This window comes from Nocardia sp. NBC_01377 (assembly GCF_045040005.1).
Lineage (GTDB): Bacteria > Actinomycetota > Actinomycetes > Mycobacteriales > Mycobacteriaceae > Nocardia > Nocardia noduli.
On the sequence record NZ_CP109566.1, the window covers coordinates 1,816,298 to 1,838,237 of the forward strand.

Here is a 21,940-nt window from a genome sequence, read left to right on the forward strand (position 1 = left end):
CCGTCAACTGGAGGCTATCGCCGGATCGGAGACCACTTTCCTCGGCGCCGCCCCCGACGACGTGCTTGTGGACTATGCGATGGCGTGGCGGGAACGTCGCTGCGCGACCTCACGATTCGCGCGATCGGTCACCACCGTGCGGGCGATCGGCACACCGCCGTGGCTGCTCGGCCCACCGTCAGACGGCACCGGTTCATCGACTCGGACGTCGGCCGCTATCCCTATTCGGGTGAGTTCTGCGGTTCGAGGCCGAGGTCGATCGGGGTGTCGAGTGCGGTATCGGCATCGACGCTCGCCTCCACGAGAGCATCGACGTCCGCGTTCAACTGCTGCGCGAGGTGTGGATCGGCGGGCAGGCTCACATCGATGGTGCCGGTGAAGAGTTCGTCGCCCTCGCCGATCGTGTCGGTGCCGAGGAGGGTGTTGAGACTGTTCACGGCGGTCCGGCCGAGTTCGAGGATGTTGTCACCGGGGGCGCCGATGACGAGGTGGACTACGTTCTCGCCCGGGTCCTTGCGTAGATGCAGGATGCCGGTGTCGATCGAGCCGAGTTCCACCTGCTTGCCGTTGATCTTCGCTTCGACCTTGCCGGTGTCGACGGCGAGCGACAGGTCGGAGACGGTGGCGGTCTTGTCGCCGTGAGTGAGTTTGGCCTGGCCGGTGAGGTCGATCGTGCCGGAGGTGATCTCGCGGTCCGCGATCTCGATGGTGTCGCCGACGACCCGGAACCGGGCGATGCTGTCCAGGCCGAGGTCGGGATTCACCGCCAGGGTCGTCTTTCCCGTGATGATCCGGAATTCGCTCGGTTCGGGGGCCGCCGTCGTCGGCGCGGCGAGTAGGAAAGCGGTGCAGACCGATCCGATGGTGACGGCGGAACTGGTCAGCAGTGACCTGGACAAACGCACGGGCAATCCTCCTGGGTTTCGCGGCCGTTGGTTCCCTTGATCTTCGTTGCCGTACGTACTCCGGATCGCCCGACAGTGTGGGGCGCTCGCGGCGTCGACGGGGAATCGGGCCGTCCGCGACGCCGTCTGCCTGCGGTGTCGGCGAGTGCTTGGAACGTCGTTGGTCCTCGCCCGCACAGTGATGACACGGCCGCTGCGGCGGCACCTCACACCCGAAAAGGACCCACGATGTTCACCATTTCCGCTCTCCGTCCGCGACGTTCGCTGCCCGTGACGCTCGGCGTCGCCGCGGTGCTCGGCACGAGCCTGGTGCTGCCGGGCCTCGCTTCCGCCGCGCCCGTTCTGGCCTACGGTCCCTACACCTGTGCCCAGAATTTCGTCTGGCGTGAAGCGTTCGACGGCGACACGGTCTGTGTCGGCCCGGGCGATCGTGACATCGCTCGTGCCGAGAACGGTCAGGCGTCGGCGCGCCGCAGCCCGACCGGCGGCGCCTACGGCCCCGACACCTGCCTGCCGGGTTTCGTCTGGCGTGAGGCGCGGCCCACCGACCACGTCTGTGTCGACCCGTCGCGGCGTGACCGCGCGGTCACGCAGAACTCCGAGGGTGCTTCACATCTCGCCGACGCGACCCAGCTCCCCGCGGGCAAGGTCGCCACTCGCTCCGACCTGATCGCGGGCGGCGGCCGGATCTACCTCGACGGCGGTAAGGGGCTCACCCCAGGTGGTCGGGTCGAGTTCTACGCCGCGGGTGTCAACGGCACCGCGGTGCGTCCGCTCGGCACCAGAACCGCCGACGGCAAAGGGGAATTGCCCAGGGAGAACACCGCTCTGGCCCAGGTCCGCTGCGAGCTGAAGCGCGACGAGACCGCGACCATCGTCGTCCTCGATGTCCGCACCGGTGTCGCCACCACCGCGGGCACCAGCTACGCCTACAGTTGCTGACCGCCGCGGGAGGACCGTCACAGCCAGCCGAGGCGTTCGGCCGCGCGCACGGCTTCGGCGCGGGTACTGGTGGCGGTCTTGCCGATCACGGACGACAGATGATTGCGGACCGTGCCTTCGGACAGATGCAGGCGTTTGGCGATGGTGGCCGCGGTGGCTCCGTCGGCGGCCGCGGCGAGCACTTCGCGTTCGCGGGCGGTGAGCGGAGAGGTGCCCGCGGTCAGCGTCTCGGTGGCCAGTGCCGGATCGACGACGCGCAGTCCCATGTGAACGCGGCGGACCGCGTCGGCGAGCTCCCTGGCGGGGGTGTCCTTGACCACGAATCCGCTCGCGCCAGCGTCGATCGCGCGACGGAGATAGCCCGGGCGGCCGAAGGTCGTGACCATGAGAATGCGCACATCGGGGTATCGCTCGTGCAACGCCGCCGCGACCGTGATCCCGTCCAGCCCGGGCATTTCCACATCGAGCAGCACCACATCCGGCGTGGTGCGCGCGACGGCGTCGAGGACTTCGTCACCTCGACCGACCTCGGCGACGACGTCGAGATCCGATTCCAGTCCCAGCAGCGCGGCGAGGGCGCCGCGCACGAGCGCCTGATCGTCGGCGAGCAGTAGCCGGATCATGCGCGGCCTTCCTGGTCGGGCGGGTGATACTCGACCTGCGAGTTCGAGCTCGCAAGGGAGATCGCGATGGCCTCGGCCGCTGGCAGGCCGCCAAGCGCGCGCTGGGTGGCACGACAATCGATATCGGCGTGTATTCGTGTGCCTGTATCGCGCTGTTGGCAGGCCGGTTCATGCTGTCGTTCCTGTTGTGGCTGGTTGCGATCGCGGTCCTGGTGGTTGATGCGGCATTGCTGGCCGGTTCGAGCCGACGATCCCTGGCCGATCGTATCGCCGCGACCGTGGTGGTGCGCGCCGGGCTGTACCGGAAGTCGTGGGAGACGGCCAGGGAGAACGAGGTCATGGCACGTGGAATCATGCACGCGCAGAATGGGTTCGGTCACATGCAAGGAGTGACGCAGCGGATGGGCGATCCAGAACAATTGCGGCAGCTGCGTGAAATCGGCCAAGACGTCGGCCGTCGGACCGCGAGTACTGCTCGGCAGGCCGTTGCGTCGGAACGCGGGCAGCAGGCGCAGCGCGTCGCGAAGTCCGCTGGCGCGAATTTGAAGAGAGCATATGACAGGCGGCATGGGAGCGGGAATCGTTCGGTTTGACCGAAACGGAATTCACGGCGTCCGGTCCGTCGACGCCGACCGGAGAAGCTTCCCGAGTTCAGGTTCGATGGTTGAGCGAACGGACGGCACGTAGCCGCCTCCCCCCGACAGGAGTCGTCGCCTCGCCATATGATGCCTTGTACGACTGTCGATTTCGCCATAATAGGGAAAGAGAGCTCAATGGAAGCGCTCGAGCTGGCAAATGATCGGCGATCGGAGTCTCTGACGGAGGCCGTGCGGTAGCCGACGGCATGACGCTTGGTCGTGCAGACGGCGGCCGCGCTGAACAACCTCGCACGTGTGCACGACGCCGACCGAACGATCGAGGTGCTCGTAGGCTCGGAGGGGCCGAGCGGTGGGCGGGCGGTCCCGACAGCGTGGTTTCGGTCGACAATCCGAACTCCGGCGGCACGGGGAGGTACAGCACTGCGGTCGAACGCGCCCACATCGAGCGCTTCGGGCCCGGCACGCCGTATGACACCGCTCGCTCATGCGGGGACCGGCCCTGCCGCAGCCGATGCGAAGATGGGGCTGGCGACCGAACGCTCGTATTCGGCGGCAGCCGGAAAGGAATCTGCATGCGCACGGATATCGATCCGGACGAATTGGGACACGGCAGCTTCTACAAGATCCTGACCAGCGTCGTGGTCCCCAGACCGATCGCGTGGGTGTCGACCCGCTCGGCGGCGGGTGTCGACAATCTGGCCCCGCATTCGTTCTTCACGGTCTCGTGCGTGCAGCCGCCGATGGTGCAGTTCACCTCGGTAGGTAAGAAGGACTCGTTGCGCAATGTGCTGGAGACCGGGGAGTTCGTGGTCTGCCTGGCGAGCGAATCGATGTTCGAGCGGGTGAATGCCACCGGGACGAACTTCCCGGCCGAGGTGTCGGAATTCGCCGAGGTCGGGCTCACCCCGGAGCCGAGTGCGACCGTGGCGCCGCCGCGTGTCGCCCAGTCGCCGGTCGCCTTGGAATGCAGGCTCGAGCACGCGCTCGAACTCGGTGATTCGACCGTGGTCATCGGCCGGGTATCGCACGCCGCGATCGATTCGGATGTTTTCGAGACCGATACGCGTGGCAACAGTCTGCCCGCGATCGAACGGCTGCGTCCGCTGTCCCGGCTCGGCCACAACGAATGGGCGACGATCGGGGAAGTCCTCGATATCACCCGAATTCCCTACGACCGGTGGCCGGGCCATTTCCATCGCGAGGATTGACGGCGGTGCCTATGCGCTCGGACCCGCCGACGTGCGAGATGCCGTCAGCAGACTCAACCTGACGCCTTCGCCGAGGCTGGTCGGGGTTCGATAGCAGGGTGTCGGGCGAGGCACTCGGTCGCCGACGCGGTCGGACGCGGCGCGACGGTCCTGGTCGGAGGTTTCGGCGTCCGCCGGGGATCATCGGCGAACCGATCGCGCGGCGGCGATCACCCGCTCGGTTCCGGGGGCACCGGTCGCGATGCGCAGACCGAAGCGACGGACCGCGTCCTCGAACCCGCGTTGCCGGTCCAGCGCGCGGGCTCGCAACGCGGTGTACGACTCACCGTGTTCCGGAGTGACTCGTACCGACAGTTCGAGCAGATCGAGGTCGGCGATCCGCCATCGTTGGGCGTCGACCGCCAGATCCCCCACGCGCAGGTTGCTCCATTGTGTGGACGCGATCGGTCCCATGGCGAGGAGGCGGTCGATCGCGACGCCGGGTGGTGTGCAACTGACCAGGAATCGGCGCTGTGCGGGGGCGAGGTCCGTGGTGACGTCGGTGCCGAGCACGGTGGCGTCGTGTAGCGCTCCGGCCGGTCGCTCGCTGACCACGGAGGCCGACAGTTCACGACGTTCGCCGTTCCAGTTCTCGTCGACGCGATATCGCAGCGCGACGTCGGTGAAGGACGCGCTCCAACTGCCGAGTAGTTGCTCGGGTAGGCAGGGGCACAGCGTGACGGTGAGGTCGTCGCTCGGTCCGCTCCGCAACCGGATGATGATCCCGTTCGACAGCAGAGTCGACGTCGCACCACCGTGGGGCCGAGGTTCGGCGAACCAGACGCGGCGGTCGATCGAGGGACGACCCGTGGTCTCCAGTCGGGTCAACGCGGCCGCGACGTCACCGTCGAGGTCGACCTCGATGTCGATCGGATTGATCACCCGAGCACCTTTCCCGCGTTGCACCCCCGCAGCGCCGTCGAAGACAGCGTTGTCCGGATCGGGCGGGTTCGGCGCGCGTACCGCGCTACCCGATTACTCGGATCGGCACTCCTCGCCATCGTCCGACCCCGGCGATACCGGCCGTGACCGCTCGACTGCTCGGACCGGACGGGTGGCTCGGGGGAGTGCGTCGACCTCGAGCAGTCCACGACTCCGCCGCGACGATCGGGGTGTGGAGTAGCCGACTACTCGTGACGGGCACGGCACCACGTCGAAGACTGGGAGCCGATTCGATTTCGGGCACGTCAGAGCCCGTGCCAGCCACCCGGAGGTCCTTCATGGTCAGCACAGAATCGACGCATCCGCCGCGCGTGACCACCCCGCGGCCACCACCACGCCGCCCGTCGCCCGTCGCCCGCGTGCTGGTCGCCGCCGCCGAGGCGATCGATCGCGGGATCGGCTGGTTCCGACTGCCGACCCCGGCGGGTTTGGCCGTCCTCGTCGGTCTGCGCAGCCGACTGCGCGCGGACAATCTCTTCGACACCGGACCGCATCCGGACGGACCGCTGTCGCCGGACGAGCCTCCCGGGAGCACGAACCCGCGGGCGCGAACCATCGACGGCACCTACAACAGTCTCACCGATCCGCGCGCGGGCTCGGTCGGTTGCCGGTTCGGGCGCAACGTCGCCCTGGAACACACCTACCCGGAGGATTCCGACCGGATATTGGAACCCAATCCGCGCCGGATCAGTCGGGAGCTGTTGACCCGTGGACAGTTCCAGCCCGCCACGACCTTGAATCTGTTGGCGGCGGCCTGGATCCAATTCGAGGTTCACGACTGGGTCAGTCACGGGGACACCGACACCGAACCGTGGCGCGTGCCGGTGGCCGATCGGGATCCGTGGCCGGACCCGCCGATGACGATCCTGCGCACCCCCACCCTGTCCAGCCCCGAGCCGGGCGGCCCACCGACCTATGCGACGCGCGAATCCCACTGGTGGGACGCCTCCCAGATCTACGGCAGCACACCGAAATTCGCCGAGGCGCTGCGGACGGGAAAGCGGGGCCGACTCGAGGTCGACGAGCTGGGGCTGCCGCCGCTGGATGTCGAGGGCCTGATGGATCTGTCCAGTACGGCGGCCAACGCCTGGGTCGGTCTCGCGCTGCTGCATTCGTTGTTCATGCGCGAGCACAACGCGATCTGCGAGCGGCTCGCCCGCCGCTACCCGGATATGGACGACGACCGGCTCTACGACACCGCCCGCCTGGTGAATTCGGCATTGCTCGCCAAGATCCACACCATCGACTGGACGCCCGCGATCATCGCCCATCCCACCACCGTCGCCGCCATGCGCGCCAACTGGTTCGGTGTGCTGGGGGAGCGGATCGCGCGCCGGTTCGGGCGGATCAGCGGCAACGAAGTCCTGTGCGGCATACCCGGGTCCACTGTCGAGGACCACGGCGTTCCGTATTCGCTGACCGAGGAATTCGTCGCCGTGTACCGGATGCATCCGCTCATCCCCGACGATTTCGTGGTCCGCAGTCTCGCCGACGACAGTGTCGTCGCCGAGCACACCCTGCCCGATCTGGGGATCGCTCACATCCGGGAACGCCTGGCCGAGACCTCGATGGACGCCCTGCTCTATTCGTTCGGTCGCGCCAATCCCGGCGCGCTGACCCTGCACAACTATCCGATCCATCTCCAGAAACTCGAACGCCCCGGCCATCCGGTGATGGATCTGGCGACCGTCGACATCCTGCGCGTGCGGGAACGAGGAGTGCCGCGCTACAACGAGTTCCGCCGACAGATGCGCCTGGCACCGGCCGCCTCCTTCGAGAAGTTGACCGACAACCCGGTGTGGGCGCGCGAACTCGCGCAGGTCTACCGCGACGTGGAGGACGTCGATCTCATGGTCGGGCTCTACGCCGAACCCAAACCGCCCGGATTCGGTTTCAGCGATACCGCGTTCCGGGTGTTCGTGCTCATGGCGTCGCGCCGACTGTCGGCCGACCGGTTCTTCACCACCGACTTCCGTCCCGAGGTTTACACCGAGGCCGGTATGGCCTGGGTCCGTGACAACTCCATGCGCAGCGTGCTGCTGCGTCATTTCCCCACCTTGGCGCCCGCTCTCGCGGGCGTCGCCAACCCGTTCGCTCCGTGGCGGAGCGTCGCTCCCCGACACGGCACAGCCTCGCGACACAGCACAGCTCCGCGACACAGCACCGCCTCTCGGCGGGAGTAGGAAAGGAAGCGACCACGATGACCGATCTCGTTGCACCGCACACGACCGAGCAGGCCTACCTGCGCTACCGCGACGACCTCGAACACCCACGTCCCGACGAAGAAGACGATATCGACAAGATCATCACGGTACTGCGATCGAATCTCGAAAAGGCCTACCGCACATACAAACACGGCCTGCGTGACGCGCACGCGAAAAGTCACGGCATCCTGCGCGGCGAACTCACCGTCCACGCGAACCTGTCGTCCGAACTCGCCCAGGGGCTGTTCGCCGCCCCCGCCACCTATCCGGTCGTCGCCAGGCTGTCCAGTACCTCGGGTGTGATCCGCAGCGATCAGCTGCGCGGCGTGCGGGGGCTGGGAATCAAGGTCATCGGCGTGGACGGCCCGCGCATACTGCCCGACGACAGCGCGAGCACCCAGGACTTCATCATGGTCACCCACCGTGAATTCCTCTTCGCCGACGCCCACGCCTACCTCACCCGGGGAATGCCGACCGCGTGGGTGCTGGCCCGGCTGCCCGACGCCGTCCTGCAAACGGGCAGCACCGTCCTGTCCGCGCTCGACGCGCACGTGCTGCGACGCATCGGACGCCCGGTCCCGCCCAACCTGGGCGTATTCATCCGACCCAACACCCACATCCTGGGCGAGACCTTCTACTCCTCGGCGCCCCTGCGCTACGGCGACCACGTCGCGAAAATCCTCTACACCCCGGTCTCACCGGAGGTGAGCGCGCTCGCGGGCACACCGGTCGGCCACGACGCGGGCATCAATGCCCACCAGGACATGATAGTCGACTTCTTCGCCGAGCACAGCGCCGAATACGAGTTGCGCGTGCAGTTGTGCACCGATCCCGAGACGATGCCGATCGAGGACGCCACCGTCGCGTGGCCGGAAGCCGGTTCACCGCACCGCCCGGTGGCGACCATCCGCTTCGGCCGCCAGGACCCCTACACGCCCGAGCGGCGAGCTTTCGGCGACGACGTGCTGTCCTTCAATTCCTGGCGCGGGCTGGAATCCCACCGGCCGCTGGGATCGATCAACCGACTCAAGAAACGCGTCTACGAGGCGTCGAGCAACTACCGTCACCACGTCAACAACGCCCCCCGCGTCGAACCCACCGCCGACCGACTTCCCCGATGACCACCGCGCCGCTCCTGCCCCCGACGCCGTCCCCGGCGGCGGTGGTTGGGGCAGACGCCGCCGTAGGGCGTTTACCTGCGAAAACCCATCCCGGAGTGGGCGCGCGGGAACTAGAATTACTACTCATGGGGGACCGCTGGCAGCTCCTTGATCGCCCCGCCGAATACCGAGCCGTTCGCACCGCGTTGACGAACAGCGAGGGCGGCGGTGCCGTACTCGTCGGCGCCGCCGGGATCGGCAAGACCACCCTGTCCAAACTCGTGACCTCGACCTTGGACGCTCCGGTGCGGTGGGTGGCCTGTACCGAGTCGTCCCAGGCGATTCCGCTCGGCGTATTCGCCCCGTGGATCGCTCCGACCGCCTCCCGCGATCCCATCGCGCTCCTCGGCTCGGCCAGGGAGAACCTGCTCGCCGAACCCCGCACCGTGATCGGTGTCGATGACGCGTATCTGCTCGACAAACTCTCCGCGACGCTGCTGCACCAGATCGCCGTCGACCGCGCCGCCCCCATCGTGGCCACGGTCCGCACCGGCGAACCGGTCCCCGACGCGGTCACCTGCCTGTGGAAGGACGGCTATCTCGAACGCGTCGAACTGCGACCGTTGACCAAACAGCAGTGCGTCGCGCTCGTCGAAACGGTCCTGGACGGCACGCTGGAAGGGCTCAGCGCCGACGTCATGTGGGAGTCGTCGGTCGGGAACCCCCTGTTCCTGCGGAATATGGTCGAGGGCGCCGTCGAGGCGGGCACCCTGACCGAAGTCGACGGGGTGTGGCAACTACGCGGCCCGACCGCGGTGCCTTCGGGACTGGTCTCGCTGCTCGAGTGCAGGCTGGCCCGGTTCGGCGAACCGGTCATGGACACATTGAAGATGCTGGCCCTCTACGAGCCGCTCGACATCGACGTCCTCGCCGATCTCGTCGGCGAGGACGCGGTGGATGCCGCCGAGATCTCCGGCCTGATTCGCACCAGCAGCGACGGCCGCTCCGTCAGCGCCTGCTTCAGTCATCCACTGCTCGGTGACGTGGTGCGCCGCCGGATCGGCACCGCGGCGGCCCGCAAGCGGCGCGGCCGGATCGTGGAGATGCTGCGCGACCAGGATCTGAGCACCGCCTCGCACCGCATCAGACTCGCTCAATTGTGCGTGGACAGCGGCCAGGCCATCGACAACGACCTGTTGATCACCGCCGCCAAAGACGCTGTCGCCCTGTCGAATCTGCCTCTGGGCGAACGCCTGGCGCGGGCCGCGTTCGAGCGCGGCGGTGGGCTGTCCGCGGCCGAAGTGCTCTGCCGCGCCGTGCTCTGGCAGGGCCGTCCCCAGGAAGCCGACGACATCCTGGCCGATTTCGACCCCGACCGCCTCGATCAACTGGAACTCGTCCAGTGGGGTATTCCCCGGGCGAGCCTGCTGTTCTGGAGTATGGGCGATGTCGCACGCGGCCACGAGATCATGGCCCTGCTCGGCGATCGCGTCGAGCATCCCGCGCTGCGTCTGGTCATCGCCGCGGCGAACGCGGCCGTCGCGGTCCACGAGAACAAGATCACCGCAGGGATCGAAGCCGCCGAACGTGTACTGGCCGAGCCGAGTCCCCCGAAACAGGCGATCGACTGGGCCGCGTTCGCCCTCGGTCTGTCGATGCCGATCGCCGGGCGCGGCGGCGATTTCGCGCCGATCGCGGCCAGGAGCCGGACCCAGCAGAAGACCACCGACGGCATGATCCGGGATATGGTCCGCTACGGCGACGTGATGGCACTGACCCTCGTCGGCGACCTCGACCTCGCCGAGCAGCGGGCCGCCGAATACAGTGAATTCTCCTCCTGCGCACAGTTTCTGGGCTGGGCGATCGCCAAGATCGGGTGCAGTGCGGTCGCCACCTACCGGGGCCGATTCCGCGAGGCGATCACCTCGTTCGAACAGGCGCTCGCCGCGCTGAACGCCGAATCCGCGCTGCCCTGGAAGCTGCCCGCGCAGTTGCTTCTCGTCCGCGCCTACGCCGCCCTCGGCGACGCCGTCGAGGGCGAACGTGTCCTGGCCGAGGCCGACGAACACACCGGACCGCAGCTGGCCCTGCACGAACCGCAACGCATGATCGCGCGTGCCTGGCTCGCGGCGAGTTCCGGAAGTCAGCACTGCGCGGTCGAACTCGCCCGCAAAGCCGCCGATATCGCCCACAGCTCAGGGCAGTACGCGTTGGAAGCCGAGGCGCTGCACCACGCCACCCGATTCGGCGACCGAACGGTGGCCCGACGGCTGGCCGCACTCGTCGGTCGCGCGCAGGGGCCGGTGGTGGCGATCTATGCCCGGCACGCCGCCGCTTTCGAACGTTCCGACACCCAGGCGCTCGCGGCGGTCAGCGTCGAGTTCGAGAACATCGGACTACTGCTGTCGGCCGCCGACGCCGCGGCGCAGGCCGTGCCGATCCACGACCACGCGGGCAGGCGCCGACTCAGCGCCCAGGCCGCCGCCCGCGCGCTCGACCACGCCGCCCGGTGCGACGGCGCGACCACACCCGCCATCCAGGCCGCCGCCCACCCGCTGCCGATCACCGACCGCGAACGGGAGATCACCGCCCTCATCGCGCGCGGACTGTCCAACCGCGAGATCGCCGAGCGGCTGTGCGTCTCGGTCCGCACCGTCGAAGGACATATCTACCGGGCCTGCACCAAACTCGACGCCGCCGATCGCGACCAGCTCGCCGCGTTGATCTGGGGCGACCTCACCCGGTGATCCGTTTCGCGCCGGCGAACGCGCGACTTCGGTCGACGGAATTCGAGTGGTCCGTTACTCGCGACCCGCGCAGGAAACGCGACCACGCTGAGAACACCATCCACAATTCTCCGGCGAGGTGACCTCATGGAAATCGACAGCGAAATACGGACGACCGCGCGGTGTGACCAGGTGAACGCCGCAGCCCGACGATTCGCCGACAGTGCCGAGCGTCGCGACGAAGTGGCCCGTCAACGTCGGGCGACCGATTCCGATGTCGTCGACAGCAACGAACAGATCATCGCCCGCGCCGATCGCCTCCTCGTCAGCGGTGAAGTACCCGCGCGGGCCGTGATCGAACTGGGCGGGCAGGATCCGGCCGGCAGTATTCGCTCGCTGGAACGCGTGATCGGCTTCGCCAACGAACTCCAGGCCGTCAACTTCCTGGCCCGAGGCAGCCGCGCAGCCGCCGCCGTCGCGCGGATCTCGCTGGTCGACAAAGGCCGCGAGATACCGATGGGCACCGGGTCGATGGTGTCACCGCAACTGTTGCTCACCAACAACCACGTCCTGCCCACGCCCGCGGACGCCGAGTCGGTCGTGGTCGAATTCTCGGCCGAAGCGGGCCTCGACAACGTGCCGAACACGACGGTGCGCCATCGGCTCGCACCCGACGATTTCTTTGTCACCTCCGAACATCTCGACTACACGCTGGTACGTGTCGCCTCGGGACCGGACGGCGACGCCCCCGGGACGGTGTTCGGCTGGAATCCGTTGATCGCCGACTCGGGCAAGATCGTGATCGGCGAGGCGATGAATGTCATCGGTCATCCGATGGGCAGGCTCAAGGAGATCTCGATTCGAGACAACCGGCTCGATCTGCAACTCGACGATTTCCTGCATTACACCTCCGACACCGAGCCGGGAAATTCGGGCTCGCCAGTTTTCAACGATCAATGGGAGATCGTCGCGCTGCACCACTCGGGCGTTCCGAAGAAGGACGACAACGGTCGGTTGCTGCGCAAGGATGGCAAGCAATGGCAACCCGGCGACGGTGACGACACCATCGACTGGGTCGCCAACGAAGGCGTCCGGGTGAGCGTGCTGCTCCGCGACCTGGGATCCAGGCGGTTCGATCCCGCGCAGCGGAAACTGCTCGACGAACTCGGACCCACCGCGAAACTGTCGTCCGAATCCGCCGCGGCCGGACCCGAATCCACGGCACTGCCACATCTTTCGATCACCGAGAGCGCCGTGCGCGGTGCGCCTGGCAGGCCGAGCGCGTTCGGCGGCCGGCGCAGTGTGATGTTCCTGCACGGTCGAGGGCAGGAGAAGCGCGTTCCGGCCGATCTGCGGCGCACCTGGGCCGCCGGGTTGAACAAGGGACTGACACTGGCGGAGCTGAGCCCGGTCGATCCCGCCGACGTGTATTTCCCCTACTACGGTGACCAACTCATCGCGAGCATGAGCGCGTCCGAATCGATCGTCGACACCGGGTCCGAGCTCTACGAGAGCCTGGTCGAGGAGGCGGCGCACCGCGCGGGCATGCCGAGCACCGCCGCCGTGCCCGTCGCTGAGGAAGGTTTCGGCACCGTCGTGCTCGGCCGGGTCCGCGATCAGCTCGGCTGGATCGCCGCGCGCAGCCGCCTCGACTCCGTGCTGATCGGGGCTCTCTTCAAGGATGTCGCGGCCTATCTCGACGACGAGCAGGTCAGGAAGAGCGTGTTGGACACCGTGCTCACCGAGGTGCCGACCCGGGGCGAACTCATCCTCGTCAGCCACAGTCTCGGCACCGTGGTCGCCTTGGATCTGCTCACCCAGCTGCCGCGCGAGGTGGAGGTGAGTCTGCTGGTCACCGCGGGCAGCCCGCTCGGCATGGACGCGGTCCATCGCAAACTCCTCATCGGCGGCCCGAACAGGCCCGAGCGCGTGGGGGAGTGGCTCAATACCTGGTACGCAGGTGATCCCGTCGCCATCGGCTGCCCGTTGCGCCCGACCTGGGGACCCGGTCTCCGGGACCTGCCCGTCGAGAACCCCGAGGAGCGCGCGCACGATATCGACGAATATCTCGCGCATCCGGAGGTGGCAGCGGTCATCGGAGGAAAACTGTCCGCCTGAAGGAACATCCGGCGCCGATTTCGAGTAGTGCCTTACCCGCGTTCCGGACGGCCGGTCGCGTAAGAGTCCTCGTAGCGCCATCGCGCACGGCGAACCGATCGCCTCCGTGTCGGACGACAGGAAATCTCATGAACAACGATGTGAAATTACAAGGGCACACCCCGGTTTCGAGCGCCGGACCGCTCGTCGAGGCAATCGAACAATCGCCGGGCACCGGGACCGGCCCCGGCATCGCCTCGGCCGCGGGCGATATCGAGGATATCGAGGGGTATGTCCTGTCCGGCGGCCGTGCCGAAGCCGAATCCGCCGATGTCGCAGAGCTTTCCGGACTATCCGACATCGCCTGGGCCTCCTACCGCGCGCCCGAGGTGCCGGTCGAGGAGAGCATCATCGGCATCGACGACCGCGTGCAGGTGACGGCCACCGCCGACTACCCGTGGCGCGTCCACGCCTCGCTGCTGATCACCGCGGCGGACGGCTCACGCTGGGTCGGCACCGGCTGGTTCCTCGGCCCGCACACTCTCGGCACCGCCGGGCACGTGGTTTTCATCAAGAACAGCGGCGTCCCCGGCCGTGACGGCTGGGTGCGATCGATCCAGGTGATCCCGGGACGCAACGGCGCACAGCAGCCGTTCGGCTCGGTCATCGCCTCGGGCGGCGCGTTCCGCTCGGTGACCGGCTGGACCGTGAACGGGGATCAGAACTTCGACTACGGCGCCATCGTGCTACCGACCGACCTCGGCAATACGACGGGATGGCTCGGTTTCGGCAGGTACAACGACGCGACCCTGCTGGCCACCACGGCCAATATCGCCGGATACCCGGCGGACAAGCCCGCGGGCACCCAGTGGTACCACGGTGCCCGGGTGACGGCGGTCAACGCGCAGAAGGTCTTCTACGAAACCGATACGATCGGCGGCCAGAGCGGCAGCGCGGCGTATCGCCTCGTCGACGGGCAGCGGATGGCGTTCGCGGTCCACGCCTACGGAGGCTCGACCGCCAACTCGGGAACCCGGATCGACACGTCGGTGTTCAACAACCTGCTCGCCTGGCGGGCATGACTCCCGCCCTCATCCGGGGCGTGGTCGACTCGCCGGTCGGACCGGTCGCGTTCGCGTCGGTCTACCTCGAGTCCGCGCCCGCGCCCGTTCCGGATGTGGCCGCGATGACCGGCGAGGACGGCGGATTCGTCCTCGCCGGGGTCGGGCCCGGCCGATACCGGATCGGGGTCAACGCCCCCGGCTACGACCCGCGCCACGTCGAATTCGTCCTCGGCGTCGATGACCGCTTCCTGCGCGTGCGAGTCGAATGAAATCCCCTACTCAGCAAAGGATTACGACAGTGAACAGAACCAACGACGTGCTGGCGCACGAACGGGTGAGTCCGGTCGAGGCGCCACTGCAACGCGAAACGAGTAATGCCGAACTGATCCAGGTCGACGCGCTGATCCGGGCGACCGAAGCCAGGCGCGCCTTCGGCGTGGCCGGGCGGCGCACCACGGTCGCCGTGCTCGACACCGGACTGCGCACGACCCACCGCGATTTCGCGGGCCGGGTTCGCGCGAGCCGCAATTTCACCGCCGACAACGGCGGCGACCCCGACGACGCCACCGACGGCCAAGGCCACGGCACCAACGTCGGTGGCATCATCTGCGCGGGAGACCTGCACATCGGTATGGCACCCGAAGCGGGCATCGTCGCGGTCAAAGTGCTCGACGATGCGGGCAGTGGATCGTTCACCGCCATCCTCGACGCCCTGCGGTGGGTATTCGACCAGCGGGCCGCGCTCGGCATCACCGCGGTGTGCATGTCGTTGGGAGCCTCCGACAACAGGACCACCGACACCGATCTGGCCGGTGACGCCATCGGCGGCGCGATGGCGGACCTCACCGCGGCCGGAGTGGTCTGCTGCGTCGCGGCGGGCAACGACTTCTTCGCCCACGACAGCGCCCAGGGAATGAGCTATCCGGCGATCTTCCGCGAGACCCTCAGCGTCGGAGCGGTATACGACTCCGACGTCGGGCCGTTCTCCTACGAGTCCGGCGCGCGGGTCACCGAAAGCGGCCCGGACCGGATCACGCCGTTCTCGCAGCGACTGCACGAGAGCGTCGGCGGTGCGTGCGCCACCGATATCTTCGCCCCCGGCGCACCGACCACGTCGTCGGGAATCGCCGGTGACACCGGCGAATCCGTCCAACACGGCACCAGCCAGGCCACACCGGTCGTCGCGGGCGTCGTGCTGCTGCTCCAGGATCTGCATCTGAAGGTCACCGGGACACCGCCGAGTGCGGCGGATGTGCGCCGCTGGCTGCTGGCTGGCGCGGTGTCGATCAACGACGGCGACGACGAACGCGACAATGTCCGCAACACCGGATTGGACTTTCCCCGGATCAGCGCGGTGGGCGCGTTGGACGCCTGCGCTCGGGATATCGGTGCGGAGGTCGGTGGAGTGGTGGCCGCCGCCGCGACGAAATAGCCCCCGGGGGCGATCGGCGCGACCCCTCAGCGGTGGCGGAATCGGTCACCATGACGGTCCCGCCGCCGACGGATTCCACCGCACCGGACAGGCACGCACCTCGTGGCGCATTCGGGTGGCCAGTCCGGCCGCGAACCTGGTCGGTGGGGCCTACGGCATCGGTGCAGGGGGCGAAACCCCGGTAGCCGGTCGCCGTTTCGCCCGCGCCCGTCGGAGCAGACCTCGGATCACGGGGAACCAGAGCAGCGCGACCACCATCAGCGTGAGCGCGTGCCAGGGGAGTCGCCACCACCATGGGGTCACCGTGGAGAACGTGGTCGTCGAGTCGGCCGACGGCGCGGCGAAGGACCAGGCGAGGAAGCTGTCGCCGATGGGCAGGACGCCGAACGCGTAGCGTTTCGAGTCCCCGAGGGTGACCGGCATGCCGAGGCTTTCGCCGAGGCCGGTGAGTGGACCGGACAGGGATCGGTCGCCGTTCGCCCTGGCCGCGCCGATGCCGACCACCGTGGCCGAGGCGCTGATGCCGAGGAGCAGTGGTCCGGAGTCCACGTCGCCCGCGCCGTCGCGGCCACGCGGGTACTCCCGCACTCCCGGCAGGCCGAGTGGGGTGTCGACGAACAGTCGGCGGAATAGGCTGTACTGCTGTGCCGCCCACGCCGCGTCGATCTCGGGCAGGAACCGCTGGATGATCGACTGCGACGAGCCGCGCGCACCCTCCGGCGTGGGTGCTGCCATATGCGGCAGCAGACCCGTCGCCGGGTCGAGTCGGGCGCGCGCGGAGGTGAGCCATCGGGCGATGACCGCGTCGAAACGTGATCCGACGATTCGATCGTGCAACCGCAGCGCGGCCATCGCGACGACATTGTCGACCGGCCAGGCTTGGCCCGGATAGGCCGTGAGGAACGGCCCGTCGGTGTCGAATGCCGCCGCGAGCGCCTCGCAGTCCGCGGTGAAGCGCGCGGTCTCCGGTGCGTCCGCACCGGCGAGTTCGACGACGGCTCCGCGCAACCGACTGGACCATCCGACGTAGAAGACGCCGTACGCCGGGCGTAGCCGCGCGTCGAAAACCGCTCGCCCGGTGGGAGAGTCGACATGTCGCAGCGCCCAGCGCGCTTCCCGCAGCGCCTCGTCCCGATAGGTCGGGTCGCCGCGCGCGATATCGGTCCACGTCAATCCGTAGAGGACGTAGGAGAAGACGTACCCCTCGGGGAACATGCCCTGCATCTGCTCGGCCGAGCCGGAATCCAGTTCCGCACGGATGAAGCGCAACTGGGCGACCACATCGGTGCGCGGCAGATCGTCCCGGTACATCCGAACCTGCGGGATGAGGAGCAGCAGTGTGAGCAGCGCCGCGGCGGCGATGTACATCGCTCTCGAGGCGGTTCGCAAGGAGATCACCTGTCGACCCTAGGGATTCCTCGACACGCGAGCCGTGTTCGGGTCGCGACGGCGGTATGCGCGATAGATTGACCACCGTCCGTGTTGAACATGAATTTCGTTATTAACCTCGGAGAGGAGTGTGCGGCGATGAAAATCGCTTTCGTCGGCAAGGGGGGTAGCGGTAAGACGACGCTGTCCTCGCTGTTCATTCGCCATCTGGTCGAGCAGGGATCGCCCGTCCTGGCAATCGACGCCGATATCAATCAGCACTTGGCCGCGGCCCTCGGGGCCGAGGAAGAGGAGTCGCTGACACTGCCGACCCTGGGGGAGCAAATGCCCCTGATCAAAGAGTATCTGCGGGGCGACAATCCGCGCATCGCCTCGGCGGAGGCGATGATCAAGACCACCCCGGCGGGCGCGGGTTCCCGGTTGATCGGCGTCGTGGAGGACAATCCGATCTACCGCGCCTGCGTGCGCGAGGTCGGGGGAGCCAGGCTCATGGTGACCGGTCCCTTCGCCGAGGACGATCTGGGTGTGTCCTGCTATCACTCGAAGGTCGGCGCGGCCGAACTGCTGCTCAATCACATGATCGACCGAGCCGGGGAGTACGTGGTCGTCGACATGACGGCGGGCGCGGACTCGTTCGCCTCCGGGCTGTTCACGCGTTTCGACCTGACCGCGCTGGTCTGCGAACCGACGGTGCGCAGCGTCGGTGTCTATCGCCAATATCGCGACTACGCCGCGGATTTCGGCATCGATATCGCGGTGGTCGGCAACAAGATCTGCGACGAGGACGATCTGGCGTTCCTTCGTGAACACGTCGGTGAGAACCTGCTGTGCTGGCTGGATCGCTCGACGCACGTGCGTGCCGCCGAACGCGGCGAGGTCCGTCCGGTCACCGAACTCGAACCAGGTAACCGCCGCGCTCTCGCGACGATCCGCTCGGCCGTCGACGCCATCACGCGCGACTGGGCGGCGTATCAGCGGCACGCGGTCGAGTTCCATATCCGCAACGCCGAAGCGTGGGCGGGTGTCGAGTTGATCGACCAGGTCGACCCCGACTTCGTGCCGCGGCCGGACCTCGACCTCGGGTCTGGTCTCGAGGTCGCCGCTCCGCGCTGACCGTGCCGGTGGTGCTGCCGAACATGACCGGCGTCGCTGGACATTCCGCGCCGATACCCGAATGCTGTTCATGCGCCGGGATACCGCCGTGTATACCGATTCGGCAGCAGACCTGAAGGAGCAGCCTCGATGACGATCCGTCGTACCCGAATCCACGCCACCGCGATCGTGCTCGGGGTCGCGCTGTCCGCGACACTCGGCCTGTCTTCCTGTAGCAAGTCCGAACGCTGGTGCGAACTCGACCGCGGCGACGTCCTCGTCGAGAACTATCACTGCGAACAGAACCAGGCGGGCTACGAGTGGGAGCCCGACCACGACAAGCCGAAGGTCAAGAAGAAGCCGAACAAGGCGAAGAAGCACTAGAACCGACCGATGCGGCCCTGACTGTCACCGATCGGGCGTCGGATGGATGTCCGCGTCGGCGCACGCGCGCGAGCGGCAACGACCATGGCGATCCCCTCTACCGAGGAGCGCGATCGTGAGTCGAGCCGAGGAACCTTTCCGGGATGCGCCGATCTTCGACGCTGATCAGCACATGTACGAGACGCCGGAGGCGTTGACGAGGTTTCTGCCCGAGGAGTATTCGCGTGCGGTGCAGTTCGCGCAGATCGGTCGCCAGACCCGGATCGTGATCAACAACAAGGTCACCGGTTTCATCCCGAATCCGACCTTCGAACGTGTCGCGGCCCCGGGCGCGCACGAGAAGTTCTTCGCGGGGCTCAATACCGAGGGGCTGACGCTGCGGGAGATGCAGGGACCGGCGATCGAGGCGCCGCCCTCGACCCGGAACCCGGCGGACCGGGTCGCCGAACTGGATCGTCAAGGGGTGGTCGAGGCGCTCAACTACCCGACCCTGGCGAGTCTGGTCGAGCATTCGGCCGCCGACGACCCGCAGTTGACCCTGGCGATCATCCACGCGCTGAACCAGTGGATGGTCGAGCACTGGTCCTAGAACTACGAAGATCGGGTCTTCTCGACGCCGATCATCAACCTGTCCGAGGTCGACGCCGCCCAGCGCGAACTGGCCTACATCCCCGACCGCGGCGCGAAGGCCGCCCTGATCAAGCCGGGTCCGGTCAACGGGTTGCACGGGTGGCGTTCACCGGCGCTGCCGGAATTCGATCCGTTCTGGCGTGATGTCGAATCCGCCGGTCTGCCGATCGTGCTGCACGCCAGCTATCCGCCGCTCGATGATTACATCGCCAAGTGGGAGCCGTCGCATACGGCGAATTTCATGGCGCAGAGCCCGTTCCGCTGGATGGCGCTCGGGCATCGCGAGATCGCCGACATGATCACCAGCCTGATCTGCCACGGCACGTTGACCCGCTTCCCGAACCTGCGGATCGCCAGCATCGAGAACGGCAGCGGTTGGATCTATCCGCTGTTCCACGATTTCGCGGATCTGTACAAGAAGATGCCGCGGAACTTCCCGGAGCATCCCCACGAGGTGTTCCGCCGCAATATCTGGGTGAGCCCGTTCTGGGAGGGTTGCGTGGCCGACGTCGTCGATACCGTCGGCTGGGACAAGGTCCTGTTCGGGTCGGATTTCCCGCATCCGGAAGGACTGGCCGAGCCGAAGGGGTTCTGGAAATACGCCGAGGGGATGGACGTTCGGCGTACCTACGATTTCATGGGCGACAACGCGCGCCGTTTCCTGGGGTTGCCCATCGCCAACCCCGATCCCGCCGCGCTCGAGAGCGGGAGTCCCATCCACGCCGCCTGAACCGCCACGGGCCTATTCGGGCCGCGTCGCGCTCGCGTCCTCGGCGTCGAAGTCCCGGAGAGCGCGGCGCAGCAGTTTGCCGGTCGCGTTACGCGGCAGTTCGTCGAGGAAGATCACATCGCGGGGAACCTTGTGCCGGGCGAGGTTCGCCTTGACGTGATCCCTGATCTCACTCGGGTCGCCCTCGGCGCCGTCGGCGAGTACGACGAAGGCGCGCAATCGTTTCCCGAAATCGCGATCGTCGACGCCGACGACGGCCGCCTCGAGCACGTCGGGTCGGGCGACGAGCAGATTCTCCACTTCGAGCGGGTACACGTTCTCGCCGCCGGACACGATCATGTCGTCGTCGCGACCGTCGATGAAAAGCCTTCCCTCGGCGTCGAAATGGCCGACGTCACCGCTGGAGAGCAATCCGTCGACGGATTCCTTGTGCCTGCCGTCGGTATAACCGGCGAAGCTGAGTCCGCTGGAGACGAAGATCGTGCCGACGACACCGGGTGTCGTGATCCTGTCGCGCTGTTCGTCGTAGATCGCGACGCGGCAGCCGACCGACGGACGGCCGACCGTTCCCGGTGCCAGCCGCATATCCTCGGGCGTCGCGACGGCGGCGACGGCCACTTCGGTCGAGGCGTAGAGGTTGTAGAGCACTTCGCCGAACGTCTCGGCCGTGCGGCGGCTCAGGTCCGGCGAGATCGATGATCCGGCGGCGAAGATCACCCGCAGCGACGAGGTGTCGTATTTCGCCAGTACCTCGGGTCCGAGGTCGATGATCCGTTGCAGCATGGTCGGGACCACCACGAGGGTCTCCGCGCGGTGTTCGGCCACATCGGCCAGTGTCCGGACCGGGTCGAATCCGCGTTGCTCGAACACGATCCTGTTGCCGAGCGCCCAGCCGAGGGTGAGCTGCGACAGACCGGTGCCGTGGAAGATCGGTGCGGCCATCACCAGGGTGCCGCCGCGTGGAAGCGGCACGCGATCGAGGAATTGTGCCGATTGCAGCGGCGAAACCTTGTCCCGTGGAGCCCCTTTCGGGGTGCCCGTGGTCCCGCTGGTGAGGATGACGAGGCCGCCGGGCTGCGCCGGGGCGGGCAGCGGGTCGGTCGAATTCGCCGCGATCAGCGCGTCGATGACCGCCGCTCCCTCCGGGACGTCGCCGTCGACCCAGGTGAGTACACGCGGTGTCTCGGTCCCGATCGCGCCGAGCAGTGCGGTGAACTCGCTGTCGTGCATGATCGCGCCGACCTTCTCGCGTTCGGCGACGGCGGCGAGTTGCGGTCCGGCGAATCCGGTGTTCATCAGCAGCACTCGCGCGCCGAGTTTGCCCGCGGCGAGCAGGGTGAGCACCATGCCCCGATGGTCACGGCACAGCGCCGCGATCACCGTTCCCCGACCGATCCCGGTGGCGGCGAGACCGCGGGCGAGCGCGTTGGACTGCCGGTCGAGCTCGCCGAAGGTGAGCGGCCCGCGTTCGTCCACGATCGCCTCGGCGGCGGGATCCAGGCGCGTCGAATGGGCGAGCACCGTGACGAAAGGCCCGTAGACGGCGGAATCGCGCATCGTCCTGATCATCTCGCCGGGATGACGCCAGTCGAACATCCCGCGTCTGCTCAGGACTCCGACCGCCGACACCGCGTCGGTGACCGGTCGCAGCGCCGTTCGTGGGGACCGAAGTTCCGCCTTCACACAACACCTCCGTGGTCGATCGGCGGCCCGGAGTACGCCGGGGTCCGACTGCCCGAGAGCTTAGCGTAGGAAAGAATTGCTATTTACTTATTGCGGGGAGGTGCTTGCCTCGGGCCGTCGGCGGTGAAAGGATGATAGAGAATTTATCTCA

Annotated in this window: 17 protein-coding genes and 1 pseudogene; 13 read left to right on the top strand and 5 right to left on the bottom strand. The window is 67.5% G+C overall.

All coding sequences use genetic code 11. The features are described from left to right. Window positions 1-221: 221 nt before the first annotated feature. Complete coding sequence (locus OG225_RS08125) at window positions 222-905, bottom strand: hypothetical protein (protein ID WP_405181105.1); 684 nt, start codon at window positions 903-905, stop codon at window positions 222-224. A 228-nt stretch (window positions 906-1,133) separates the two neighbouring features. Between OG225_RS08125 and OG225_RS08130 the strand changes: the two genes are divergently transcribed. Continuing rightward, window positions 1,134-1,847: a hypothetical protein gene (locus OG225_RS08130; protein ID WP_405181106.1), complete on the top strand. Its 714-nt coding sequence runs from the start codon at window positions 1,134-1,136 to the stop codon at window positions 1,845-1,847. Between the two features lie 17 nt (window positions 1,848-1,864). On the opposite strand, the gene OG225_RS08135 is transcribed toward OG225_RS08130, so the two are convergent. Beyond that, window positions 1,865-2,470 (bottom strand): response regulator, encoded by a 606-nt coding sequence (locus OG225_RS08135; protein WP_405181107.1) that lies wholly within the window; start codon window positions 2,468-2,470, stop codon window positions 1,865-1,867. A gap of 23 nt (window positions 2,471-2,493) precedes the next feature. On the opposite strand from OG225_RS08135, the gene OG225_RS08140 reads away from it, so the two are divergent. Both OG225_RS08140 and OG225_RS08145 read left to right on the top strand, forming a co-directional pair. After that, window positions 2,494-3,063 carry a hypothetical protein gene (locus tag OG225_RS08140; RefSeq protein WP_405181108.1) on the top strand — a complete coding sequence of 190 codons (570 nt, stop codon included), beginning with the start codon at window positions 2,494-2,496 and terminating at the stop codon, window positions 3,061-3,063. A 578-nt stretch (window positions 3,064-3,641) separates the two neighbouring features. Then, window positions 3,642-4,277 (top strand): flavin reductase family protein, encoded by a 636-nt coding sequence (locus OG225_RS08145; RefSeq protein ID WP_405181109.1) that lies wholly within the window; start codon window positions 3,642-3,644, stop codon window positions 4,275-4,277. Between the two features lie 180 nt (window positions 4,278-4,457). Here the strand turns inward: OG225_RS08145 and OG225_RS08150 are convergent, their stop codons facing one another. Beyond that, complete coding sequence (locus OG225_RS08150; protein WP_405181110.1) at window positions 4,458-5,198, bottom strand: hypothetical protein; 741 nt, start codon at window positions 5,196-5,198, stop codon at window positions 4,458-4,460. A 338-nt stretch (window positions 5,199-5,536) separates the two neighbouring features. Between OG225_RS08150 and OG225_RS08155 the strand changes: the two genes are divergently transcribed. From OG225_RS08155 to OG225_RS08185, 7 genes are all read left to right on the top strand, one after another. Next, window positions 5,537-7,441 carry a peroxidase family protein gene (locus tag OG225_RS08155; protein ID WP_405181111.1) on the top strand — a complete coding sequence of 635 codons (1,905 nt, stop codon included), beginning with the start codon at window positions 5,537-5,539 and terminating at the stop codon, window positions 7,439-7,441. Window positions 7,442-7,458: 17 nt separating this feature from the next. Continuing rightward, window positions 7,459-8,583 (top strand): catalase family protein, encoded by a 1,125-nt coding sequence (locus OG225_RS08160; protein WP_405181112.1) that lies wholly within the window; start codon window positions 7,459-7,461, stop codon window positions 8,581-8,583. A gap of 125 nt (window positions 8,584-8,708) precedes the next feature. Next, on the top strand, window positions 8,709-11,309 hold the full coding sequence (locus OG225_RS08165) for a LuxR C-terminal-related transcriptional regulator (protein ID WP_405181113.1): 2,601 nt from the start codon (window positions 8,709-8,711) through the stop codon (window positions 11,307-11,309). A gap of 126 nt (window positions 11,310-11,435) precedes the next feature. Beyond that, complete coding sequence (locus OG225_RS08170) at window positions 11,436-13,406, top strand: trypsin-like serine peptidase (protein WP_405181114.1); 1,971 nt, start codon at window positions 11,436-11,438, stop codon at window positions 13,404-13,406. Between the two features lie 128 nt (window positions 13,407-13,534). Further along, window positions 13,535-14,467 carry a trypsin-like serine peptidase gene (locus tag OG225_RS08175; RefSeq protein ID WP_405181115.1) on the top strand — a complete coding sequence of 311 codons (933 nt, stop codon included), beginning with the start codon at window positions 13,535-13,537 and terminating at the stop codon, window positions 14,465-14,467. Then, a complete protein-coding gene (locus OG225_RS08180) occupies window positions 14,464-14,718 on the top strand; it encodes a carboxypeptidase-like regulatory domain-containing protein (RefSeq protein ID WP_405181116.1) in 255 nt (84 codons plus the stop codon). The genes OG225_RS08175 and OG225_RS08180 overlap by 4 nt, the downstream gene beginning before the upstream one ends. Window positions 14,719-14,747: 29 nt before the next feature. Continuing rightward, window positions 14,748-15,881, top strand: a complete 1,134-nt coding sequence (locus OG225_RS08185) for a S8 family serine peptidase (RefSeq protein WP_405181117.1) — start codon at window positions 14,748-14,750, stop codon at window positions 15,879-15,881. 150 nt (window positions 15,882-16,031) lie between these two features. Here the strand turns inward: OG225_RS08185 and OG225_RS08190 are convergent, their stop codons facing one another. Then, window positions 16,032-17,279, bottom strand: coding sequence for a hypothetical protein (locus OG225_RS08190; RefSeq protein ID WP_405181118.1), 1,248 nt, complete (start codon window positions 17,277-17,279; stop codon window positions 16,032-16,034). Between the two features lie 129 nt (window positions 17,280-17,408). Here OG225_RS08190 and OG225_RS08195 point away from each other — a divergent pair, with 129 nt between their 5' ends. The 3 genes and pseudogenes from OG225_RS08195 (at window position 17,409) to OG225_RS08205 (ending at window position 20,106) form a co-directional block, all read left to right on the top strand. Further along, window positions 17,409-18,383, top strand: a complete 975-nt coding sequence (locus tag OG225_RS08195; RefSeq protein ID WP_405181119.1) for an ATP-binding protein — start codon at window positions 17,409-17,411, stop codon at window positions 18,381-18,383. A 129-nt stretch (window positions 18,384-18,512) separates the two neighbouring features. Then, window positions 18,513-18,746 (top strand): hypothetical protein, encoded by a 234-nt coding sequence (locus tag OG225_RS08200; RefSeq protein ID WP_405181120.1) that lies wholly within the window; start codon window positions 18,513-18,515, stop codon window positions 18,744-18,746. Between the two features lie 172 nt (window positions 18,747-18,918). Then, window positions 18,919-20,106: pseudogene (locus tag OG225_RS08205) on the top strand (amidohydrolase family protein). Window positions 20,107-20,118: 12 nt separating this feature from the next. Here the strand turns inward: OG225_RS08205 and OG225_RS08210 are convergent. Next, window positions 20,119-21,702, bottom strand: coding sequence for an acyl-CoA synthetase (locus tag OG225_RS08210; protein ID WP_405183218.1), 1,584 nt, complete (start codon window positions 21,700-21,702; stop codon window positions 20,119-20,121). Window positions 21,703-21,940: the final 238 nt, after the last annotated feature.

Bases quoted from the DNA above. Each gene is read 5' to 3' on its own strand.
- OG225_RS08130 (WP_405181106.1), top strand. From the start codon at position 1,134: ATGTTCACCATTTCCGCTCTCCGTCCGCGACGTTCGCTGCCCGTGACG.
- OG225_RS08135 (WP_405181107.1), bottom strand. From the start codon at position 2,470: ATGATCCGGCTACTGCTCGCCGACGATCAGGCGCTCGTGCGCGGCGCC.
- OG225_RS08145 (WP_405181109.1), top strand. From the start codon at position 3,642: ATGCGCACGGATATCGATCCGGACGAATTGGGACACGGCAGCTTCTAC.
- OG225_RS08155 (WP_405181111.1), top strand. From the start codon at position 5,537: ATGGTCAGCACAGAATCGACGCATCCGCCGCGCGTGACCACCCCGCGG.
- OG225_RS08160 (WP_405181112.1), top strand. From the start codon at position 7,459: ATGACCGATCTCGTTGCACCGCACACGACCGAGCAGGCCTACCTGCGC.
- OG225_RS08165 (WP_405181113.1), top strand. From the start codon at position 8,709: ATGGGGGACCGCTGGCAGCTCCTTGATCGCCCCGCCGAATACCGAGCC.
- OG225_RS08170 (WP_405181114.1), top strand. From the start codon at position 11,436: ATGGAAATCGACAGCGAAATACGGACGACCGCGCGGTGTGACCAGGTG.
- OG225_RS08175 (WP_405181115.1), top strand. From the start codon at position 13,535: ATGAACAACGATGTGAAATTACAAGGGCACACCCCGGTTTCGAGCGCC.
- OG225_RS08180 (WP_405181116.1), top strand. From the start codon at position 14,464: ATGACTCCCGCCCTCATCCGGGGCGTGGTCGACTCGCCGGTCGGACCG.
- OG225_RS08195 (WP_405181119.1), top strand. From the start codon at position 17,409: ATGAAAATCGCTTTCGTCGGCAAGGGGGGTAGCGGTAAGACGACGCTG.
- OG225_RS08200 (WP_405181120.1), top strand. From the start codon at position 18,513: ATGACGATCCGTCGTACCCGAATCCACGCCACCGCGATCGTGCTCGGG.
- OG225_RS08210 (WP_405183218.1), bottom strand. From the start codon at position 21,702: ATGTTCGACTGGCGTCATCCCGGCGAGATGATCAGGACGATGCGCGAT.